This window comes from Streptomyces xinghaiensis S187 (assembly GCF_000220705.2).
Lineage (GTDB): Bacteria > Actinomycetota > Actinomycetes > Streptomycetales > Streptomycetaceae > Streptomyces > Streptomyces xinghaiensis.
Window position 1 is genome coordinate 3,596,394 of record NZ_CP023202.1, and the last position, 18,746, is coordinate 3,615,139.

The 18,746-nt window shown below is 74.7% G+C and carries 17 protein-coding genes; 9 read left to right on the forward strand and 8 right to left on the reverse strand.

Annotated elements, in window-relative coordinates:
• Positions 1-65 precede the first annotated feature (65 nt).
• The 5 genes from SXIN_RS15440 to paaA are packed head-to-tail and all read right to left on the reverse strand — an operon-like array spanning position 66 to position 3,905.
• Positions 66-1,208: a 2Fe-2S iron-sulfur cluster-binding protein gene (locus tag SXIN_RS15440; protein ID WP_019707332.1), complete on the reverse strand. Its 1,143-nt coding sequence runs from the start codon at positions 1,206-1,208 to the stop codon at positions 66-68.
• Positions 1,209-1,712, reverse strand: coding sequence for a 1,2-phenylacetyl-CoA epoxidase subunit PaaD (paaD, locus tag SXIN_RS15445; protein ID WP_039820328.1), 504 nt, complete (start codon positions 1,710-1,712; stop codon positions 1,209-1,211). It lies immediately after the preceding gene.
• Complete coding sequence (gene paaC / locus SXIN_RS15450; protein ID WP_019707330.1) at positions 1,706-2,512, reverse strand: 1,2-phenylacetyl-CoA epoxidase subunit PaaC; 807 nt, start codon at positions 2,510-2,512, stop codon at positions 1,706-1,708. Before paaC ends, paaD begins: the two co-directional genes overlap by 7 nt.
• Entirely contained in the window at positions 2,509-2,796 is a 288-nt protein-coding gene (paaB, locus tag SXIN_RS15455; protein ID WP_019707329.1) for a 1,2-phenylacetyl-CoA epoxidase subunit PaaB, read from the reverse strand. The genes paaC and paaB overlap by 4 nt, the downstream gene beginning before the upstream one ends.
• On the reverse strand, positions 2,793-3,905 hold the full coding sequence (gene paaA, locus SXIN_RS15460) for a 1,2-phenylacetyl-CoA epoxidase subunit PaaA (protein ID WP_238153772.1): 1,113 nt from the start codon (positions 3,903-3,905) through the stop codon (positions 2,793-2,795). Before paaA ends, paaB begins: the two co-directional genes overlap by 4 nt.
• 226 nt (positions 3,906-4,131) lie before the next feature.
• On the opposite strand from paaA, the gene SXIN_RS15465 reads away from it, so the two are divergent.
• From SXIN_RS15465 to SXIN_RS15475, 3 genes are all read left to right on the forward strand, one after another.
• Positions 4,132-4,848, forward strand: coding sequence for a DUF5819 family protein (locus SXIN_RS15465; RefSeq protein ID WP_019706078.1), 717 nt, complete (start codon positions 4,132-4,134; stop codon positions 4,846-4,848).
• The gene (locus SXIN_RS15470; RefSeq protein ID WP_095757113.1) at positions 4,845-6,212 is read left to right on the forward strand and encodes an HTTM domain-containing protein; all 1,368 of its coding nucleotides are present in this window, start codon (positions 4,845-4,847) and stop codon (positions 6,210-6,212) included. Before SXIN_RS15465 ends, SXIN_RS15470 begins: the two co-directional genes overlap by 4 nt.
• Before the next feature lie 110 nt (positions 6,213-6,322).
• On the forward strand, positions 6,323-6,949 hold the full coding sequence (locus SXIN_RS15475) for a TrmH family RNA methyltransferase (protein ID WP_019706523.1): 627 nt from the start codon (positions 6,323-6,325) through the stop codon (positions 6,947-6,949).
• 150 nt (positions 6,950-7,099) lie between these two features.
• Here SXIN_RS15475 and SXIN_RS15480 read toward each other — a convergent pair whose 3' ends face one another.
• Entirely contained in the window at positions 7,100-8,470 is a 1,371-nt protein-coding gene (locus SXIN_RS15480) for a 6-phospho-beta-glucosidase (RefSeq protein WP_095757114.1), read from the reverse strand.
• A 291-nt stretch (positions 8,471-8,761) separates the two neighbouring features.
• On the opposite strand from SXIN_RS15480, the gene SXIN_RS15485 reads away from it, so the two are divergent.
• On the forward strand, positions 8,762-9,829 hold the full coding sequence (locus SXIN_RS15485) for a carbohydrate kinase family protein (protein ID WP_019707327.1): 1,068 nt from the start codon (positions 8,762-8,764) through the stop codon (positions 9,827-9,829).
• Positions 9,830-9,933: 104 nt separating this feature from the next.
• Here the strand turns inward: SXIN_RS15485 and paaN are convergent, their stop codons facing one another.
• Positions 9,934-11,631, reverse strand: a complete 1,698-nt coding sequence (gene paaN, locus SXIN_RS15490) for a phenylacetic acid degradation protein PaaN (protein ID WP_019707326.1) — start codon at positions 11,629-11,631, stop codon at positions 9,934-9,936.
• 194 nt (positions 11,632-11,825) lie between these two features.
• On the opposite strand from paaN, the gene SXIN_RS15495 reads away from it, so the two are divergent.
• Entirely contained in the window at positions 11,826-13,451 is a 1,626-nt protein-coding gene (locus SXIN_RS15495) for a 3-hydroxyacyl-CoA dehydrogenase (RefSeq protein WP_095757115.1), read from the forward strand.
• On the forward strand, positions 13,448-14,038 hold the full coding sequence (locus tag SXIN_RS15500; protein WP_019707324.1) for a TetR/AcrR family transcriptional regulator: 591 nt from the start codon (positions 13,448-13,450) through the stop codon (positions 14,036-14,038). The genes SXIN_RS15495 and SXIN_RS15500 overlap by 4 nt, the downstream gene beginning before the upstream one ends.
• Before the next feature lie 22 nt (positions 14,039-14,060).
• On the opposite strand, the gene SXIN_RS15505 is transcribed toward SXIN_RS15500, so the two are convergent.
• Positions 14,061-14,552, reverse strand: coding sequence for an Lrp/AsnC family transcriptional regulator (locus SXIN_RS15505; RefSeq protein WP_039820320.1), 492 nt, complete (start codon positions 14,550-14,552; stop codon positions 14,061-14,063).
• A 198-nt stretch (positions 14,553-14,750) separates the two neighbouring features.
• Between SXIN_RS15505 and pdhA the strand changes: the two genes are divergently transcribed.
• The 3 genes from pdhA to SXIN_RS15520 are packed head-to-tail and all read left to right on the forward strand — an operon-like array spanning position 14,751 to position 18,696.
• Complete coding sequence (pdhA, locus tag SXIN_RS15510) at positions 14,751-15,950, forward strand: pyruvate dehydrogenase (acetyl-transferring) E1 component subunit alpha (RefSeq protein WP_019707322.1); 1,200 nt, start codon at positions 14,751-14,753, stop codon at positions 15,948-15,950.
• 53 nt (positions 15,951-16,003) lie between these two features.
• Positions 16,004-16,999, forward strand: coding sequence for an alpha-ketoacid dehydrogenase subunit beta (locus SXIN_RS15515; RefSeq protein ID WP_050930669.1), 996 nt, complete (start codon positions 16,004-16,006; stop codon positions 16,997-16,999).
• On the forward strand, positions 16,999-18,696 hold the full coding sequence (locus SXIN_RS15520) for a dihydrolipoamide acetyltransferase family protein (RefSeq protein ID WP_095757116.1): 1,698 nt from the start codon (positions 16,999-17,001) through the stop codon (positions 18,694-18,696). The genes SXIN_RS15515 and SXIN_RS15520 overlap by 1 nt, the downstream gene beginning before the upstream one ends.
• Positions 18,697-18,746: the final 50 nt, after the last annotated feature.

An 18,746-nucleotide genomic window follows, 5' to 3' on the forward strand; every position in this document is an offset into this window, starting at 1 on the left:
TGGGCGGCCCCGGCGCCGGACCCCGTAGGCCGCAGCCCCTGCCCGGGCCCTGCCGCGGCGGCTGGTCAGCGGTCGAAGTCCAGGGCCACCCGTTCCGTCGCGGGGTGCGACTGGCAGGCCAGCACATAGCCGGCGTCGAGCTCGTCCGGTTCCAGGGCGAAGTTGCGGTCCATCCGCACCTCCCCCGAGACCAGCAGGGCCCGGCAGGTGCCGCAGACGCCGCCCTTGCAGGCGTAGGGGGCGTCCGAACGGTTGCGCAGCACCGTCTCCAGCAGGGATTCGCCGCTGCGGACCGGCCAGTCGCCGGAGCGGCCGTCGAGGGTCACGGCCAGCGTGCTCTCCTCGGGGCCCGGCGCCGCCGCGGCGGCCGCGGCGGCCGCGGCCACTCCCTGCCCGGCGGTCACGGTGCCGTTCGTGCCGTCCACGCCGTCCGTGCCGTCCGTGCTGTCCACATGGAAGATCTCCTGGTGCACACGGCCGCGCCGGACACCGAGTCCGCGCAGGGCCCGGGAGGCGCCCTCGACCAGCCCGTACGGGCCGCAGAGGAACCATCCGTCGACACGGTCCACGGGCAGCAGCGCCGGAAGGAGGGCCGTCAGCCGCTCCGCGTCGAGCCGGCCGGAGGCCGGACCGGTCTGCTGCTGCTCCCGGGAGAAGGTCTGCACGAGCTGGAACCGTTGCGGATGGCGGTCCTTGAGGTCCGCCAGCTCCTCCAGGAACATCGCCGAGGCCGTGGTCCGGTCGCTGCGGACGAGGCAGAAGCGGGCCTCCGGTTCCCGCGCGAGCAGGGTCGCGGCGATGGACAGCACGGGCGTGATGCCGCTGCCGCCGACCACGGCGGCGTACGTCCCGGGGCGCGGGTCGAGGACGAACCGGCCGGCCGGGGTCATCACCTCCAGGATGTCCCCGGCGGAGAGTTCCTTGAGGGCGTAGGTGGAGAAGGCTCCGCCCTCCACCAGCCGGATGCCCACGCGCAGGGTGCCGGGGCCGTCCGGGCCGGTCACCGGGGCGCAGATCGAGTAGGTGCGGCGGATCTCCGCGCCGTCGAACCGGGTCCGCAGGGTCAGGTGCTGCCCGGGGCGGTGGCGGAACGCCGGACGGAGCTCGGGTGGCACGGCGAAGGTGACGGTGACCGAGTCGTCGGTCAGCCGGTCGACCGCGGCCACGCGCAGCGGATGGAACGCGCCGTGACGGGCAGCCGCGGTCATCTACAACTCCTTGAAGTGGTCGAAGGGTTCGCGGCAGGCGTCACAGCGGCGCAGCGCCTTGCACGCCGTCGAGGAGAAGCGGCTCAGCAGGGTCGTGTCGGTCGAGCCGCAGTTGGGGCAGCGCAGGGACAGCTCCACGGGCACCGGTCCGCCGGCCGCGGCGGGCCCGCCGGGGCGGGGCGGCGCGATGCCGGACTCCTGGAGCTTCCGGCGCCCCTCCGCGCTGATGGCGTCCGTGGTCCAGGGCGGGGAGAGGACGGTGCGGACGGTGACCTCGGGTATCCCGTCCTCCTGGAGGACCCGCTCGATGTCCGCGGCCATCGTGCCGACCGCGGGGCAGCCGGTGTAGGTGGGGGTCAGTTCGACCTCGACCCGGCCGGGCCCCAGCAGCCGGAGCCCGCGGACGACGCCCAGCTCGGCCAGCGAGAGCATCGGCAGCTCCGGGTCGGGGACGGAGCCGGCCAGTTCGCGCAGCCGCTCCTCCAGCGCCGTGGCGGTCACCAGGACGCTCCGGGGTGGCTGCGGTGCAGATGCTGCATCTCGGCCAGCATCCGGCCGAAGGGCTCCGTGTGCAGGCCCTGCCGCCCGGCTCCGGCCGTCCAGGCGCTGTGCCGGGGGCCCTCCGGGAGGGGGAGCGTCGCCCGCCGGAGCACGTCCGTGATCCGGGCGGACCACTCCGCCTCCAGCTCCGCCGTCGCGGCCGCGTCGGGACCGAGCCCCTCCACCGGCTGGAACAGCTCGCCGGTGAAGCGCCACAGCTCCGTCAGACCGGCCGCCATGCGGCGGTGGCTCTCCTCCGTGCCGTCGCCGAGGCGGAGGGTCCACTGCTCGGCGTGGTCGCGGTGGTAGGCGACCTCCTTGACGGCCTTGGCCGCGATCGGCGCGAACGGCCCGCCGCCCTCGGCCAGCCGTCCGTACAGCAGCTCCTGGTACACGGAGAAGTAGAGCTGGCGGGCGATGGTCCGGGCGAAATCGCCGTTCGGCTGCTCCACGAGCTGGGTGTTGCGGAAGGCGCGCTCCTCGCGGAGGAAGGCCAGCTCGTCCTCGTCACCGGCGAGGGAGAGCAGCAGCCGGGCCTGGCCGAGCAGATCGAGCGCGATGTTGGCGAGCGCGACCTCCTCCTCCAGGACGGGGGCGTGCCCGGCCCACTCCCCCAGCCGGTGGGAGAGGACGAGGGCGTCGTCGCCGAGGGCCAGGGCCGCCGCGGCGGGCGCCCCCGTGAGGGGCCGGAGGGGCTGCCCGGCGGCAGGGTTCCCCGCCGCGGGTGCGCCCGGGGGCGCCGGGGCGTTCGGTGGCGTGCTCACAGATGCCGCACCCCCTCGGGGATCTCGTAGAACGTCGGGTGCCGGTACGGCTTGTCGGCGGAGGGCTCGAAGAAGGAGTCCTTCTCGTCCGGGGAGGAGGCGGTGACGGAGGCGGACGGCACCACCCAGATCGAGACGCCCTCGGCGCGCCGCGTGTAGAGGTCGCGGGCGTTGCGCAGGGCCATCTCGGCGTCCGGGGCGTGCAGGCTGCCGGCGTGGGTGTGGGAGAGGCCGCGCCGGCTCCGTACGAAGACCTCCCACAGCGGCCAGTCGTCGTGGCTCATGCGTCCGCCTTTCCGTGCGCGGCGGCCCGCGGCCCGCCGGTGCTCTGCCTGCCGGTGCTCTGCTCGCCGGCCCGCCGCTCGCCGGACTCCCGCCCGTCCGCGCGGTGCCTGGCGGCGTACGCCGCCGCTGCCTCCCGCACCCAGGCGCCCTCCTCGTGCGCCCGGCGGCGCTGGGAGATCCGCTGGTCGTTGCAGGGGCCGTTGCCGCGCAGGACCTCGCGGAACTCCTGCCAGTCGATCGCACCGAAGTCGTAGTGCCCGCGCTGCTCGTTCCAGGCGAGCTCCGGGTCCGGGAGGGTCAGGCCGAGGGACTCCGCCTGCGGGACGCAGATGTCCACGAAGCGCTGCCGCAGCTCGTCGTTGGAGTGCCGCTTGATCTTCCAGGCCATCGAGCGGTCGCTGTGCGAGGACTCGGCGTCCGGGGGGCCGAACATCATCAGGGAGGGCCACCACCAGCGGTCGACGGCGTCCTGCGCCATCGCGTGCTGGGCCTCGGTGCCCCGGCTGAGGGCGAGCAGGAGTTCGTACCCCTGGCGCTGGTGGAAGGACTCCTCCTTGCAGATCCGCACCATCGCGCGGGCATAGGGCCCGTACGAACAGCGGCACAGCGGGACCTGGTTGGTGATCGCCGCGCCGTCCACCAGCCAGCCGATCGCGCCGACGTCGGCCCAGGTGAGGGTGGGGTAGTTGAAGATGGAGGAGTACCGCTGGCGGCCGCTGTGCAGCTTGTCGAGCAGCTCCGCGCGGCTCACGCCCAGCGTCTCGGCGGCGCTGTAGAGGTACAGGCCGTGGCCGGCCTCGTCCTGCACCTTGGCCATCAGGATCGCCTTGCGGCGCAGCGAGGGGGCGCGGGTGATCCAGTTGGCCTCCGGCTGCATGCCGATGATCTCGGAGTGGGCGTGCTGCGCCATCTGCCGGACGAGGGTGGCGCGGTAGTCGTCCGGCATCCAGTCGCGGGGCTCGACGCGCTCGTCCGCCGCCACCGTCGCCTCGAAGACCGCCCGCGCGGCCTCGGCGCCGGGCGTCTCCGGCGCCGTCCCCCCGGCGGGCGCCGCCGGGCCGGGTGCCGCCCCGGTCCGCGCCGCCGCTGTCGTCCCAGCCGCCGTCATGCCACCCCTCGTTCCCGTCCTCCGGCCCAAGCGGCCACCGACATCCGGCCCCAGTGGGCCACCGTCCTCCGGCCCGCGCGGGCCACCAACCGACCGATCGTTCGGTTCAATGGTGCGGGGAGGGCTGTGGGGTGTCAAGGCTGTGGATAACCTGACGGGCCTGTGCCGGTCCGGAGCGCGCTGAGTACCGTTCTCCGGGACCGGGGGGAAGCCAGGGAGAGGCGCGATGGACGCACACGAACAGGGAGCGGCGGGGCACGCCGGGGTGGGAGCGCTGTCGTGGCCCGCGCGAATAGCCGTCGCGGTGGCCCTCGGGGGCGTCACGGTGACCGCCCTGGTCCATCTGGCCATGGTGTTCCTGCACGTCGCCCCCGGGAACACGGTCTCCGACCGGCACGGCGGAACGATCGACGCCTACGTTTACCCGGAGTTCGAGCAGAACTGGAAGCTGTTCGCCCCCAACCCGCTTCAGCAGAACATCGCCGTGCAGGCCCGGGCGGAGGTGATGGGGCCCGACGGCGGCGTCTCCGTCACCCGCTGGACCAACCTCACCGCCCGCGACGCGGAGGCCGTCCGCCACAACCCCGTCCCGAGCCACGTCCACCAGAACGAACTCCGCCGCGCCTGGGACTTCTTCACCGGCTCGCACGACGACGAGAACCGGCCGAACGGGCTGCGGGGCGCGCTCTCCGAGGAGTATCTGCGGCGCATCGTCCTCTCCCGGATCGGTCCGGAGACCGCCGGGACCGAGGTGCTCCGCGTGCAGGTGCGTTCCGCCACCACTCCGGTGGCCCCGCCCGCCTGGGCCCCCGGCGAGGACGGGACGGCCGGGCGGGAGGACGGCGGCACGGTGCACCGCGAACTCCCGTGGTGGCCGGTCGGCCCCGGTGACGTACCGGGCAGCGCCCGCCCCGGGCAGGCGGCGGTGGTGAGCGGCACATGAGCGTCTCCCGCCTCGCCGGCGCGCTCGCGCGCGGCATCACCCATGTCACGGGCGGTGCCCTCGGCCCCTACCAGTCCGCCGTGGTGCGGATCGGCTTCTCCTTCACCTGGCTGGTCTTCCTGCTCCGCGAGTGGCCGCACCGCCGGGAGCTGTACGGCCCGGACGGGCCGTGGAGCTGGGACATGGCCCGGCAGCTGATCGACGGCAACGGCGCCTTCACGGTGCTCATGTGGTCCGACGGGCGGCTGTGGTTCGAGACGGTGTACCTGCTGTCCGTGGCGGCGAGCGCGCTGCTGCTGCTCGGCTGGCGCACCCGCACGGTCTCCGTGCTGTTCATGGTGGGCGTGCTGTCGCTGCAGAACCGCAGTGTGTTCATGGGGGACGGCGGGGACAACGTCATCCACCTCATGGCGATCTACCTGGTGCTGACCCGCTGCGGCAGGGTCTGGTCGCTGGACGCCCGCCGGGAGCGGCGGCGGAGGCGGGCGCGGGAGAGCGGCTTCGCGGGCGGGAAAGCGACGGAGGTCGATGAGGCCGGGGCGGCCGGGGCGGCCGGGGAGGCCGGAGCGGCCGGGGAGGCCCGGGAGGCGGGGGAGGCCACCGCGGCCGCCCGGACCGCGGCGCCCCGGGCCCCGCGGGACGTCACCGGCGTGGTCCTCTGGTCGCTGCTCGGCCTCGTCCTCGCACTGGCGTCCCTCCTCCCGGGCCTGTCCGCCGGCTGGGCGGTGGTCTTCTGGGGCCTCTGGCTGGTGCACGCCCTGTGGTGGGCGGTGAACCGGTATGTGCCCGGCGGCGAACTCCGCGCCGTCCTCGACATGACCGCCAACCTCGTCCACAACGCCGCCCTGTTCGTGATCATGGCCGAGGTCTGCCTGATCTACGCGACGGCCGGCTGGTACAAGGTGCAGGGCTCGCGCTGGCAGGACGGCACCGCGCTGCACTACCCGCTCCACCTCGACTACTTCACGCCCTGGCCCGCCCTCTCCGAGGCGCTCGGTTCCAACGGCGTGATGGTGATGCTCATCACCTACGGCACGGTGATCGTCCAGGTCGCCTTCCCGTTCACGCTCTTCAACCGCCGGGTCAAGAACGTCCTGCTGGCCGCGATGATGACCGAGCACTTCGCCATCTCGGTCGTCCTCGGACTGCCCTTCTTCTCGCTGGCGATGATCGCGGCGGACGCGGTGTTCCTGCCGACCGGCTTCCTGCGGGCCACCGGACGGATCGCGGGACGGATCACCGGCCGGGCCCGCGACCGGCTGCTGCCCGGCCCGCGGCGGCGCGGCGGCGGCACGGACGGCCCGTCCGGGAAGCCGCCGGCCGGCGACCCGGAGGACCGGCGGCGCCGTACCCTCGTCGGGTGAGCAGCGAGAACCCCTCCCGGACGGAACCACCGGCGGCACCGGGCGAGCCGGTACGGAAATCCGGGAGGGAAGCCGAGGGGGAGACCGGCCGGGAAGCCCTACCCGAACCCGTGCAGTACGACGAGGGCTACGCGCCCGGGGCCGTCGGCGTCGGTCCGCACCCGCGGCCGTGGCCCGCCGGGGACCGCTGGGACCCGGAGCTGCTCGCGCACGGCGACCGCCGCAACGTCGTCGACCGGTACCGCTACTGGACGCGCGAGGCGATCGTCGCCGACCTGGACACCCGCCGCCACGACTTCCACGTCGCCGTCGAGAACTGGGCCCACGACTTCAACATCGGCTCCGTGGTGCGCACCGCCAACGCCTTCCTGGCGAAGGAGGTGCACATCGTCGGACGGCGCCGCTGGAACCGGCGGGGCGCCATGGTCACCGACCGGTACCAGCACGTCCGGCACCACCCGGACACCGCGGACCTCACCGCCTGGGCCGCAGCCGAGGACCTGCCCGTCATCGGCATCGACAACCTGCCCGGCTCCGTACCGCTGGAGACGACCGTCCTGCCGCGCCGCTGCGTGCTGCTGTTCGGACAGGAGGGGCCGGGGCTCACCGAGGAGGCGCGGAAGCACGCCGCCATGGTCTGCTCCATCGCGCAGTTCGGCTCCACCCGGTCGATCAACGCGGGCGCCGCCGCGGCCATCGCCATGCACGCCTGGGTTCAGACGCACGTGTTCGGCTGAGGGCACGCCCGACGCCCCTCGTTGACGCGGTGAAGCGGCGAAGTGGTGAAGCGGTGACGCGGCTTGCCGATGACGCGGCTGCGAGGCCCGCCCCCCGCTCCGCCTCCCCGGGCCCCGCGCCCCCTCCCCGCCGCCGGGCCTCCGGGGAGGTCAGCCGCGGAAGCCGCCCGCCGCGTCCAGGATCCGCTCCGCGACCCGCACCGAGTCCACCAGCGGGTGGAGGGCCAGCGCCCGCAGGGCCGCGGCGCGCGAGCCGCTCTCCGCGGCCCCGATCGCCGACCGCTCCACGGCCTTGAGGGTCAGCATCAGCCCGAGCTGGTCCGGTGCCACCGCCCCGGTGGCCAGCGGACGCGCGCCCCCGGCGTCCACCAGGCAGGGGACCTCCACCACGGCGTCCGCGTCGAGCGCCGGCACCGCGCCGCGCCCCGGCACGTTGAGAATCAGCTTGGTCCGTTCGTTGCGGGCGATCGCGCGCATCAGGGCCAGCGCCACCCGGTCGTAGCCGCCGCCGTCGAGGTCGCAGCTGTCGCGCTGCCAGCCGCCGGTCGCCTCGCGGCTCTCGGCCATGTACGTCTCCTCGCGTTCGAGGCGGGTGCGCTCCCACGCCTCGTACGGATCCCCCGCGGCGTCGCCGCCGGCGGCCTCGCCGGCGTAGAAGCGGGCCTGCTGGCGGTGGAGGAACTCGCCCCGGGTGGCCTCGGCGGCGGTCACGGAGGCCACCGTCTCCCGGTTGAAGTAGTAGTAGTGCAGATACTCGTTGGGCAGTGCGCCGAGGGCCCGCAGCCAGTCGGCGCCGAAGAGCTTCCCCTCCTCGAAGGACTCCAGCGCGGCGCGGTCGCCGAGCAGACCCGGCAGCAGATCGCGGCCGTCCACGGTCAGCCGGCGCAGCCAGCCCAGATGGTTGAGACCGACGTAGTCGTAGTCCGCGCGGTCGGGGTCGGCTCCCAGGGCGCGCGCGGCACGCCGGCACAACCCCACCGGGGAGTCGCAGATGCCGATCACCCGGTCCGGCAGGCCGCGTTCGCGGAAGACGCGGCCCATGGCCTCGGTGACCATGCCCGCCGGGTTGGTGAAGTTGATGACCCAGGCGTCCGGGGCGACCGCGGCGACCCGTTCCGCGATGCGTACCGCCACCGGCAGGGTGCGCAGCCCGTAGAGCACGCCCCCCGCGCCCACCGTCTCCTGGCCCAGCACCCCCTCGGCCAGCGGGATCCGCTCGTCGCGCACCCGGCCCTCCAGTCCGCCGACGCGGATCGCGGAGAAGACGAAGTCGGCGCCGCGCAGCGCGTCGTCCAGCTCCGTGGTGAGCCGGACCGCGGGCGCGGGGCCGCCGTGGCCTTCCCCGGCGCGGCGGGCGGCCTGGCGGGCGAGCACGGCGCCGATGGCGTCGAGACGGCCGCGGTCGGTGTCGTACAGGACCAGTTCGGTGCAGCGGCCCGCCGGATCACCGCTGTCGTCGAGCAGCGCCCGGTACACCAGCGGTACGCGGAAACCGCCTCCGCCCAGCACGGTCAGCCTCATGCCTGGACAACCTCCCCATCGCCTACCCAAGGTGTCCGTCACACTAAGGGTTGTCCGGTGGTCCCCTCGGGTCCGTGACGCCCGGCACGGCGCCTCGCCGCGCCGCCGGGCGCGCCCGTGTACGCCTCGTGCGCGGGCGGGCCTCCGCCGTGCGGTGCACCACGGCACCGGACGCCGCGGCCCGGCCGGCGGGCAGGACCGGACGGCCCCAGTGAGAGCAGGTCCAGCGAGAGAGGCACGAATGCGTTGAGTAACACCGGAACCGCCCATCCGGCGCCGTCGCGGACGCCGATGGACCCGCTGGCCTCCGTACGGCGCGAGGACGACCCGGTGACGGACGTCTTCCTGACCGGCACCGTCTTCCTCGACATCGTCTTCACCGGGCTCGACCACGCCCCGGTGCGGGGCACCGAGACCTGGGCGCGCGGCATGGGGTCCAGCCCGGGCGGCGCGGCCAACATGGCCACCGCGCTGCGCCGGCTCGGGCTGCGGACGTCACTGGCGGCGGCCTTCGGCGACGACGTCTACGGCGACTACTGCTGGGAGAGCCTCGCGGACTGCGAGGGCATCGACCTCGGGCCCTCCCACCGCGCGCCGGGCTGGCACTCGCCGGTCACCGTCTCCATGGCCTACGAGGGCGAGCGGACGATGGTCTCGCACGGCCACGAGGCGCCCACCCCGTGCGTCAGCGTCGCCGAACGGCCGCGCTCCCTGGCCTGTGTGGCCTCGCTCGACCCGGGCCGGCGGCTGGACGACTGGGTGCGCCGGGCCCATGGCGAGGGCAGCAAGATCTTCGCCGATGTGGGCTGGGACGGAAGCGGTGTCTGGGACCCGGACACCCTCGCGGACCTGACGCACTGCCACGCCTTCCTGCCCAACGCCACCGAGGCCCAGCACTACACCCGCACCGACAGCCCCGAGGCCGCGGTGCGGGCGCTGGCCGAGCTGGTGCCCGTCGCGGTGGTCACCAAGGGGGCCGCGGGCGCGGTCGCCGTCGACGGCCTCACCGGGGAGAGCGCCGATGTGCCGGCCCTCGGGGTGGACGCCCTCGACCCGACCGGCGCGGGCGATGTCTTCATGGCGGGCTTCATCACCGGCACCCTGGCCGGCTGGCCGCTCGCCGACCGGCTCTCCTTCGCCAATCTCACCGCCGCGCTGTCCGTGCAGCACTTCGGCGGATCGCTCTCCGCCCCCGGCTGGGCCGAGGTCGCCGCCTGGTGGCAGTACGCCATCAAGTGCGGCGGGCAGAGCGACGAGGTGATGCGGCGCTACCGCTTCCTCGCCGATCTGCTGCCCGCGGGCACCGCCGACTGGCCGCTCCGGCGGGCCACCCCGACGATCGGTTTCCGCGCCACCTGAGCGGACCGCGGACGGCGCGGGAACGGCCGCCCGCGGCGCGGCTGCCGCCGGGGCCACGGGACTCCGGCGGCAGGTGCGCCCGGCCGGGGCACCGGACTCCGCGCTCAGGCGGGCCGGCGCACCTCGACGGTGCGGAAGCGGTTCGCCACGAAGGCCGCGTCGCACAGCGCGGCGTTCGCGGCCGGGTTTCCGCCGGAGCCGTGGAAGTCGGAGAAGGCCGCGGTCTGGTTGACGTAGACCCCGCCGGTCAGGTTGAGCGACAGCTGGGCGCACTCCTCCAGGCAGACCTCCTCCACCTTCCGTTCCACCTCCTCGGAGGTGGTGTACGCGGCGACGGTCATCGCCCCGTGCTCCCGGACGGTGCGGCGCAGCAGGTCGATTCCGTCGGCCGTGGAATCCACGGCGACGGCGAAGGCCACCGGGCCGAAGCACTCGCCGAGGAAGGCCGGCCGCTCCCCGGCGCCCTCCCACCGTTTCCGGGCGCCGTCGAGCTTGACCACGACCGGGGTGCGGACCGTGGCGCCCGGGAACTCCGGGTTGGCCACCGCGCGGGAGGCGAGAGCGGTCTCGCCCAGTCCGCCGGCCTCCTCGACGCGCTTCTCCACCTGCGGGTTGACGAGGGCGCCGAGCAGGGCGTTCGCCCGGGCGTCGTCACCGAGGAGCTTGTCCACGGCGGCCGCCAGGTCCGCCACCACCTCGTCGTAGGACCTGGGGCCGGCGTCCGTGGTGATGCCCTCGCGCGGGATGAGGAGGTTCTGCGGGGTGGTGCACATCTGGCCGCTGTAGAGCGAGAGGGAGAAGGCGAGGTTGGCCAGCATGCCGCGGTAGTCGCCGGTCGAGTCGACGACGACCGTGTTGACCCCGGCCTTCTCGGTGTAGACCTGCGCCTGGACGGCGTTCTCCTCCAGCCAGTCGCCGAACGAGGAGGAGCCGGTGTAGTCGATGATGCGGATCTCCGGCCGGGTGGCCAGCGTCTTCGCCAGGCCCTCCCCGGGCAGCTCCGCGGCCAGCGCCACCAGGTTGGGGTCGAAGCCGGCCTCCGCCAGGACCTCCCGGGCCGCCGCGACGGTCAGGGCGAGCGGCAGCACGGCGCGCGGATGCGGTTTGACCAGAACCGGGTTGCCGGTGGCCAGGGAGGCGAAGAGGCCGGGGTAGCCGTTCCAGGTGGGGAAGGTGTTGCAGCCGATGAGCAGCGAGATGCCGCGTGCCACGGGCGTGAAGGTCTTGGTCAGTTCGAGGGGGTCGCGCCTGCCCTGCGGCTTGGACCACTCCGCGCGCTCCGGTACCCGCGTCTGCTCGGCGCAGGCGTACGCCACCGCCTCCAGGCCCCGGTCCTGGGCGTGCGGTCCGCCGGCTTGGAAGGCCATCAGGAAGGCCTGGCCGGAGGTGTGCATCACGGCGTGCGCGAACTCGTGGGTGCGGGCGCTGATCCGGGCCAGGATCTCCAGACAGACCAGGGCGCGCGTCTCCGCGCCGGCCCGCCGCCAGTCGCCCATGCCGGCCCGCATGGCGGGCAGCAGCACGTCCGCGTCAGGGTGCGGGTACTCCACGCCGAGCTCGGTGCCGTACGGCGAGACCTCGCCGCCCGTCCAGGCGTCGGTGCCGGGCTGGTCCAGCTCCAGGCGGCGGCCGAGCAGCGCCTCGAAGGCGGCCCTGCCCTCCTCGGCGGCGTTCTCGCCGTAGGCCTTCGGATGCTCCGGGTGGGGCGACCAGTACGCCCGCGTCCGGATGGCCTCCAGGGCCCGGTCGAGGGTGGGGCGGTGCCTCTCGGCGAGCTGGTGTGCGGTGAGATGGGGGGCCATGTCTGACCAACTCCTCGTCGAGCCGGAATGACGGCGCGCGTGAGCGCTCCGCGGGGGGCGGTGGGATCTCGGGTGGGATCTCGGGTGGGGCGTGGATGCGGGAACGGCTTTAGAGTAACCGAACGATCGGTCGGGACAAGGGGCTGTGGAAAACTCCGGAAACCCCTCGTCCCCGGGGTGAAAGGGATGTGCGCATGACCGCAGCCGAGCCGACGCCGGCCCCGGGTGGGAAGGCCCGGCCGGACTCCGTCCGGCCCTCCGGGGACGCGGCCCCCGCCCCTGCGACCGCCCAAGCCACCGCCCCCCTCGGCACCGACCGCACGGTCGCCGTCGTCGGCACCGGCACCATGGGCGCCGGCATCGCCCAGGTCGCCCTCGTGGCCGGGCATCCCGTCCGGCTGTACGACGCCGTACCCGGGCGGGCCGCAGAGGCCGCAGAGGGCATCGCCGCGCGCCTCGGCCGGCTGGTGGAGAAGGGGCGCATGACGCCCGCCGGCCGCGACGCGGCCCGTGCCCGCCTCACCCCCGCCGCCGGGATCGCCGAACTCGCCGACGCCGCACTGGTCGTGGAGGCCGTCGCCGAGGACGCCGAGGTCAAGCGGGGCCTCTTCACGGCCCTGGAGGAGGTCGTCGCGGACGACTGCCTGCTGGCGACCAACACCTCCTCGCTCTCCGTCACCGCCGTGGCGGGCGCCCTGCGGCGGCCGGGCCGCTTCCTCGGACTGCACTTCTTCAACCCGGCGCCGCTGCTGCCGCTCGTCGAGGTCGTCAGCGGCTTCGCCACCGACGCCTCGGCGGCCGACCGCGCGTACGCCACGGCCGCCGCCTGGGGGAAGACCCCGGTGCGCTGCACGGACACCCCCGGCTTCATCGTGAACCGGGTCGCGCGCCCGTTCTACGCCGAGGCGTTCCGGGTGTACGAGGAGCGGGCCGCCGACCCGGCCACCGTCGACGCCGTCCTGCGCGAGTCCGGCGGCTTCCGGATGGGCCCCTTCGAACTGACCGACCTCATCGGCCAGGACGTCAACGAGGCCGTCACCCGCTCCGTGTGGGAGTCCTTCTTCCGGGACCCCAGGTTCACGCCCTCCCTCGCCCAGCGGCGGCTGGTGCAGTCCGGGCTGCACGGCCGCAAGACCGGCCGCGGCTGGTACGCGTACGGCGAGGACGCCGAGCGGCCCGCCCCGCACACCGCGCCGCCGTGCGAGGCCCCCGCCGAGGTCACGGTCCACGGTGATCTCGGCCCGGCCGCGCCGCTGCCCGGGCTGATCGAGGAGGCCGGCATCGGGATCACCCGCGGCGGGGCCGCCCGCGCCGGGGCCGGATTCATCGCCCTGCCCGGCGGCACCCGGCTCGCCTTGACCGACGGCTCCCCGGCGACCACCGACGAGGCCGGCACGTACATCAAGTTCGACCTGGCGCTGGACTACCGCACCGCGACCCGTATCGCGCTCGCCCCCTCCGAGCGGGCCGATCCGGAGGCGGTCGCGGCGGCCATCGGGCTGTTCCAGGCGCTGGGCAAGCAGGTCGGCGTGGTCGGTGACGTGCCCGGCCTGATCGTCGCCCGCACGGTCGCCCTGCTCGTGGACTTCGCCGCTGACGCGGTGGGCCGCGGGGTGGCGAGCGCCGAGGACACCGACACCGCCCTGCGGCTGGGCGTCAACTACCCCCGGGGGCCGCTGGAGTGGGGCGACGCGCTGGGCGCCGGCTGGGTGCGGGATGTCCTGCTGAACCTCCACCGGGTGTACCCCACCGGCCGCTACGCCCCGTCCCCGTACCTGCTCCGCCGGGCCGCCGCCGGACAGAACCTGCTTGAATCGTGACCATGGCCAAGCGCGACACCTACACGCCCGAATCGCTCCTCGCGGTCGCCGTCGGGGTGTTCAACGAGCGCGGTTACGACGGCACCTCCATGGAGCACCTCTCGCGGGCCGCGGGGATCTCCAAGTCGTCGATCTACCACCATGTGCGCGGCAAGGAGGAGCTGCTGCGGCTGGCCATAAGCCGGGCGCTGGACGGTCTCTTCGCCGTGCTCGACGAACCGGGCGCCCGGGAGGGCCGGGCGGTGGAGCGGCTGGAGCACGTGACCCGGCGCACCGCCGAGGTGCTGATGGCGGAGCTCCCCTACGTCACCCTGCTGCTGCGGGTGCGCGGCAACACGGGCACCGAGCGCTGGGCCATGGAACGCCGCCGGGAGTTCGACCAGCGGGTCGCGGCCCTGCTGAAGCAGGCGGCGGCGGACGGCGACCTGCGCGAGGACGTCGACGCACGGCTCGCCACCCGCCTCCTCTTCGGCATGATCAACTCCATCGCCGAGTGGTACCGCCCGGACGGCGGCGGGGCGGCCGAGCGCGAGCGGGTCGCGGACGCGGTGGTGCTGCTGGCCTTCGGCGGTCTGCGCACCTCCTGAACGGTGCGCACCGGCCGGGCCCTCACGGCTCCGGGCCCAGGTCCGTCTCCTCGAAGACCAGCAGGGTGCGGGTGCTGAGCACCTCCGGGATCGACTGGATCTTCGTGAGTACCAGCTCCCGCAGCGCCCGGTTGTCCTCGGTGTGCACCAGCAGCAGCACGTCGAAGTCCCCGCTGACCAGGGCGATGTGGGCAGCACCCGGCAGTTCCTGCAGCTGTTCGCGGACCCGGCGCCAGGAGTTCTGCACGATCTTGAGGGTGATGTACGCGGACGCGCCCTGGCCGGCCCGCTCCTGGTCGACCCGGGCGCTGAAGCCGCGGATCACGCCGTCCTCGATGAGGCGGTTGATGCGGGCGTAGGCGTTGGCGCGCGAGACGTGCACCTGCTCGGCGACGGACCGTATGGAGGCACGGCCGTCCGCGCGCAGGATCTGCAGGATGTCGCGGTCGATGGAGTCGAGCGGCCGTGCGGGAGGTCTGGGCTCGTCATCGGCGGCCATCTGTTCAGCCGGCATTTCCCTGCGCCACCCCCTCTTGGACGTCCTGTACACATCCCACGGTGTGGAAAACCGTTTGTCCACAGGCTGGGGCCACCTGTAGCCAAACTGTGCCGACGGACCGAACAATCGGTAGGTGGAGTCCACCCCGCTCCGCTCCCGAAGCCGCCCGCCCCCCGGCGCATCCCGCCGGGGCAGTTCAGGAGGTGTTCGTCCATGACGGTCCTGCAGCAGACCGCCGCGTCCCGCCGGCCGGTCCCGCCGCCCGCCTGGCGGCCCCGCACCGATCCCGCCCCCCTGCTGCCGGACCAGGAGCCGTTCCGCGTGCTGGGCACGCCCGCGGCCCGCGACGCCGACCCGGCGCTGCTGAAGCGCCTCTACGCCGCCCTCGTGCTCGGCCGCCGCTACAACACGCAGGCCACGGCCCTCACCCGGCAGGGCCGGCTCGCCGTCTACCCGTCCAGCACCGGCCAGGAGGCGTGCGAGGTCGCCGCCGGGCAGGTGCTGGCCGAGCGCGACTGGCTCTTCCCCAGCTACCGCGACACCCTCGCCGCCGTGTCCCGCGGTCTCGACCCGGTCCGGGCCCTGACCCTGCTGCGCGGCGACTGGCACACCGGCTACGACCCCCGCGAGCACCGGGTGGCCCCGCTCTCCACCCCGCTCGCCACCCAGCTCCCGCACGCCGTTGGCCTGGCGCACGCCGCCCGCCTCAAGGGGGACGACGTCGTGGCGCTCGCCATGGTCGGCGACGGCGGCACCAGCGAGGGCGACTTCCACGAGGCGCTGAACTTCGCTGCCGTCTGGCGGGCCCCGGTCGTCTTCCTCGTCCAGAACAACGGCTTCGCCATCTCCGTACCGCTCGCCAAGCAGACCGCGGCGCCCTCCCTGGCGCACAAGGGCGTCGGCTACGGCATCCCCGGCCGCCTGGTCGACGGCAACGACGCCGCCGCCGTCCACACCGTCCTGGACGAGGCGGTGCGGCGCGCCCGCTCCGGGGGCGGGCCCACGCTCGTCGAGGCCGTCACCTACCGCATGGAGGCGCACACCAACGCCGACGACGCCACCCGCTACCGGGAGGCGGACGAGGTCGAGACCTGGCGCGGCCACGACCCGATAGCGCTGCTGGAACGCGAGTTGCGGGAGGCGGGGCAGCTCGGCGACGCGGACGTGGCGGCCGCGCGGGAGGCGGCCGAGGAGATGGCCGCCGGCCTGCGGGCCCGGATGAACGAGGAGCCGGTGACCGACCCCATGGACCTCTTCGCCCACGTCTACGCCCGGCGCACCTCGCAACTGCGCGAGCAGGCCGAGCAGTTGCGCGCCGAGCTGGACGCCGCCGAGGAGACGGAGCGGACGGACGGGACCGAGCAGACCGGCCAGACGGAGCAGACCGAGCAGACGGGGGAGGACCACCGGTGACCACCGCACCGGCCGCCGAGAGGCCGGCCACCACCACCCGCAGGCCCGCCACCATGGCGCAGGCCCTCAACCGCGCCCTGCGCGACGCGATGGCCGCCGACGCGGCGGTGCACGTCCTCGGTGAGGACGTCGGCCCGCTGGGCGGCGTCTTCCGGATCACCGACGGGCTGGCCGCCGAGTTCGGCGACGACCGCTGCGCCGACACCCCGCTGGCGGAGGCGGGCATCCTCGGCACGGCCGTCGGCATGGCGATGTACGGGCTGCGGCCGGTCGTCGAGATGCAGTTCGACGCCTTCGCCTATCCCGCTTTCGAACAACTGCTCAGCCATGTGGCGAAGATGCGGAACCGCACGCGCGGTGCCATGCCGCTGCCCATCACGGTGCGGGTGCCGTACGGCGGCGGCATCGGCGGCGTCGAGCACCACAGTGACTCCTCCGAGGCCTACTACATGGCGACGCCCGGTCTCCACGTCGTCACCCCCTCCACGGTCGCCGACGCCTACGGCCTGCTCCGCGCCGCCATCGCCTCCGACGACCCGGTGGTCTTCCTGGAGCCCAAGCGGCTCTACTGGTCCAAGGCCGACTGGTCCCCGGAGTCCCCGGAGACCGTCGCCCCGATCGGCCGCGCGGCGGTCCGCCGTACCGGCCGCTCGGCCACGCTCATCTCCTACGGCCCGTCCGTGCCCGTCTGCCTGGAGGCGGCGGATGCGGCCCGCGAGGAGGGCTGGGAGCTGGAGGTCGTCGATCTGCGCTCCCTGGTGCCGTTCGACGACGAGACGGTGACCGCCTCCGTCCGCCGCACCGGCCGGGCCGTCGTGGTGCACGAGGCCACCGGATTCGCCGGCCCCGGCGCGGAGATCGCCGCCCGGGTCACCGAACGCTGCTTCCACCATCTGGAGGCCCCGGTGCTCCGCGTCACCGGGTTCGACATCCCGTATCCGCCGCCCATGCTGGAGAAGCACCATCTGCCCGGTGTCGACCGTGTCCTCGACGCGGTGGCCCGGCTCCAGTGGGAGGCGGACCTCACCGGCCGCGAGGGGGCGCGCTGATGGCCGCCGTCCGTGAATTCGCGCTGCCCGATCTGGGCGAGGGGCTGACCGAGGCGGAGATCGTCCGCTGGCTGGTGGAGGTGGGCGACGTCGTCGCCGTCGACCAGCCCGTCGTCGAGGTGGAGACGGCCAAGGCCATGGTGGAGGTCCCCTGCCCCTACGCGGGGGTGGTCACGGCCCGCTTCGGCGAGGAGGGCACGGAACTCCCGGTCGGCGCGGCACTGCTGACGGTCGCCGTGGGAGCGGCATCCGCGGCGGGCGGCGACGCGGGCTCCGGCGGCCCGGCCGCTTCCGGGGAGCAGGGGCCGGAGGGCTCCCGCGCGCCCGCGGCGGGGGACGGGGCGACGGACGGGGCGGCCGGTGAGGGCTCCGGCAACGTCCTCGTCGGCTACGGCACCGGAGCGCCCCCCGCGCGCCGCCGCCGGGTCCGCCCGGCCACGGGGACCGGCGCCCGCGGCACCACGGGCGCGGGCCGCGCCCCGGCGGCCATGGGGGACACCCGTTCCCGGAACGGCTCCCGCCCCGCGGGCGGCTCCGGCCGCACCGGGTACGGCGGGACGGGCTTCCGCGAGCCGGGGGTGGAGACCGGCCCCGGCACCACCGCCGGACCGGTGCGCGGCGCCGCCCCCGCCCCCGGCACGGCCGGTGCGCCCGGCGCGGGCGGAGGCGCTGCCGGGACGGACGGGCGGGACGGGCCGGTGGCCGTCATCTCCCCGCTGGTCAGGCGGCTGGCCCGGGAACACGGCCTCGACCTGCGGCAGTTGGCGGGCTCGGGCCCCGAGGGGCTGATCCTCCGCGCCGATGTCGAGAGCGCGGTGCGGCGGGCCGCCTCGGGAGCCGGCCCGGTCGCTGCGGCCACGGGACCGGAGACGCCGGCCCTCGCGGAGACACCGGCCCTCGTGGAGCCGCGCACGGCCGGGACCGGTGCCGCCGGCGGCGGGGAGCCGCCGTCCTCCGCGGCCCGTACGGGGACCCCACCGGCGACCGCGGCGGCCGGGCGGGGCCTGCGCTCCGAGCGGATCCCGCTGCGCGGCATCCGGGGGGCCGTCGCCGACAAGCTGTCCCGCAGCCGGCGCGAGATCCCGGACGCCACGACCTGGGTCGACGCCGACGCCACCGAACTGCTGGCGGCGCGGTCGGCGATGAACACCCCGGGGCGCCCCAAGGTGTCGCTGCCCGCGCTGCTGGCCCGGATCTGCACGGCGGCCCTGGCCGAGTACCCGGAGCTGAACTCGACCGTGGACTCCGCGGCCCGCGAGGTCGTCCGGCTCCCGGTCGTGCACCTGGGGTTCGCGGCGCAGACCGGCCGGGGCCTGATGGTGCCGGTGATCCGGGACGCCCACACGCTCGGCGCCGCCGCGCTCTCGGAGGAGTTCGCCCGGCTCACGGAGGCCGCCCGCGCGGGCCGGCTCACCCCCGCCGAACTGACCGGCGGCACCTTCACCCTCAACAACTACGGCGTCTTCGGCGTCGACGGCTCCACACCGATCATCAACCACCCGGAGGCGGCCATGCTCGGCGTCGGCCGGATCGCCCCGAAACCCTGGGTGCACCGGGGGGAGCTGGCCGTGCGGCAGGTGGTGCAGCTGTCGCTCACCTTCGACCACCGGGTCTGCGACGGCGGCACGGCCGGCGGCTTCCTGCGCCATGTGGCCGACTGCATAGAGCAGCCGGCCCTGCTCCTGCGCACGCTCTGACACGGCCACCCGTGCCGGTCGGAACGGAACGCGGCACACGGGACGCGGGA

Coding starts and splice junctions, on each gene's coding strand:
- paaN (WP_019707326.1), bottom strand. CDS start 11,631: ATGGCCCCCCATCTCACCGCACACCAGCTCGCCGAGAGGCACCGCCCC.
- SXIN_RS15440 (WP_019707332.1), bottom strand. CDS start 1,208: ATGACCGCGGCTGCCCGTCACGGCGCGTTCCATCCGCTGCGCGTGGCC.
- SXIN_RS15480 (WP_095757114.1), bottom strand. CDS start 8,470: ATGAGGCTGACCGTGCTGGGCGGAGGCGGTTTCCGCGTACCGCTGGTG.
- SXIN_RS15465 (WP_019706078.1), top strand. CDS start 4,132: ATGGACGCACACGAACAGGGAGCGGCGGGGCACGCCGGGGTGGGAGCG.
- paaA (WP_238153772.1), bottom strand. CDS start 3,905: ATGACGGCGGCTGGGACGACAGCGGCGGCGCGGACCGGGGCGGCACCC.
- SXIN_RS15515 (WP_050930669.1), top strand. CDS start 16,004: ATGGCGCAGGCCCTCAACCGCGCCCTGCGCGACGCGATGGCCGCCGAC.
- SXIN_RS15495 (WP_095757115.1), top strand. CDS start 11,826: ATGACCGCAGCCGAGCCGACGCCGGCCCCGGGTGGGAAGGCCCGGCCG.
- SXIN_RS15505 (WP_039820320.1), bottom strand. CDS start 14,552: ATGCCGGCTGAACAGATGGCCGCCGATGACGAGCCCAGACCTCCCGCA.
- SXIN_RS15485 (WP_019707327.1), top strand. CDS start 8,762: ATGGACCCGCTGGCCTCCGTACGGCGCGAGGACGACCCGGTGACGGAC.
- paaB (WP_019707329.1), bottom strand. CDS start 2,796: ATGAGCCACGACGACTGGCCGCTGTGGGAGGTCTTCGTACGGAGCCGG.
- pdhA (WP_019707322.1), top strand. CDS start 14,751: ATGACGGTCCTGCAGCAGACCGCCGCGTCCCGCCGGCCGGTCCCGCCG.
- SXIN_RS15520 (WP_095757116.1), top strand. CDS start 16,999: ATGGCCGCCGTCCGTGAATTCGCGCTGCCCGATCTGGGCGAGGGGCTG.
- SXIN_RS15470 (WP_095757113.1), top strand. CDS start 4,845: ATGAGCGTCTCCCGCCTCGCCGGCGCGCTCGCGCGCGGCATCACCCAT.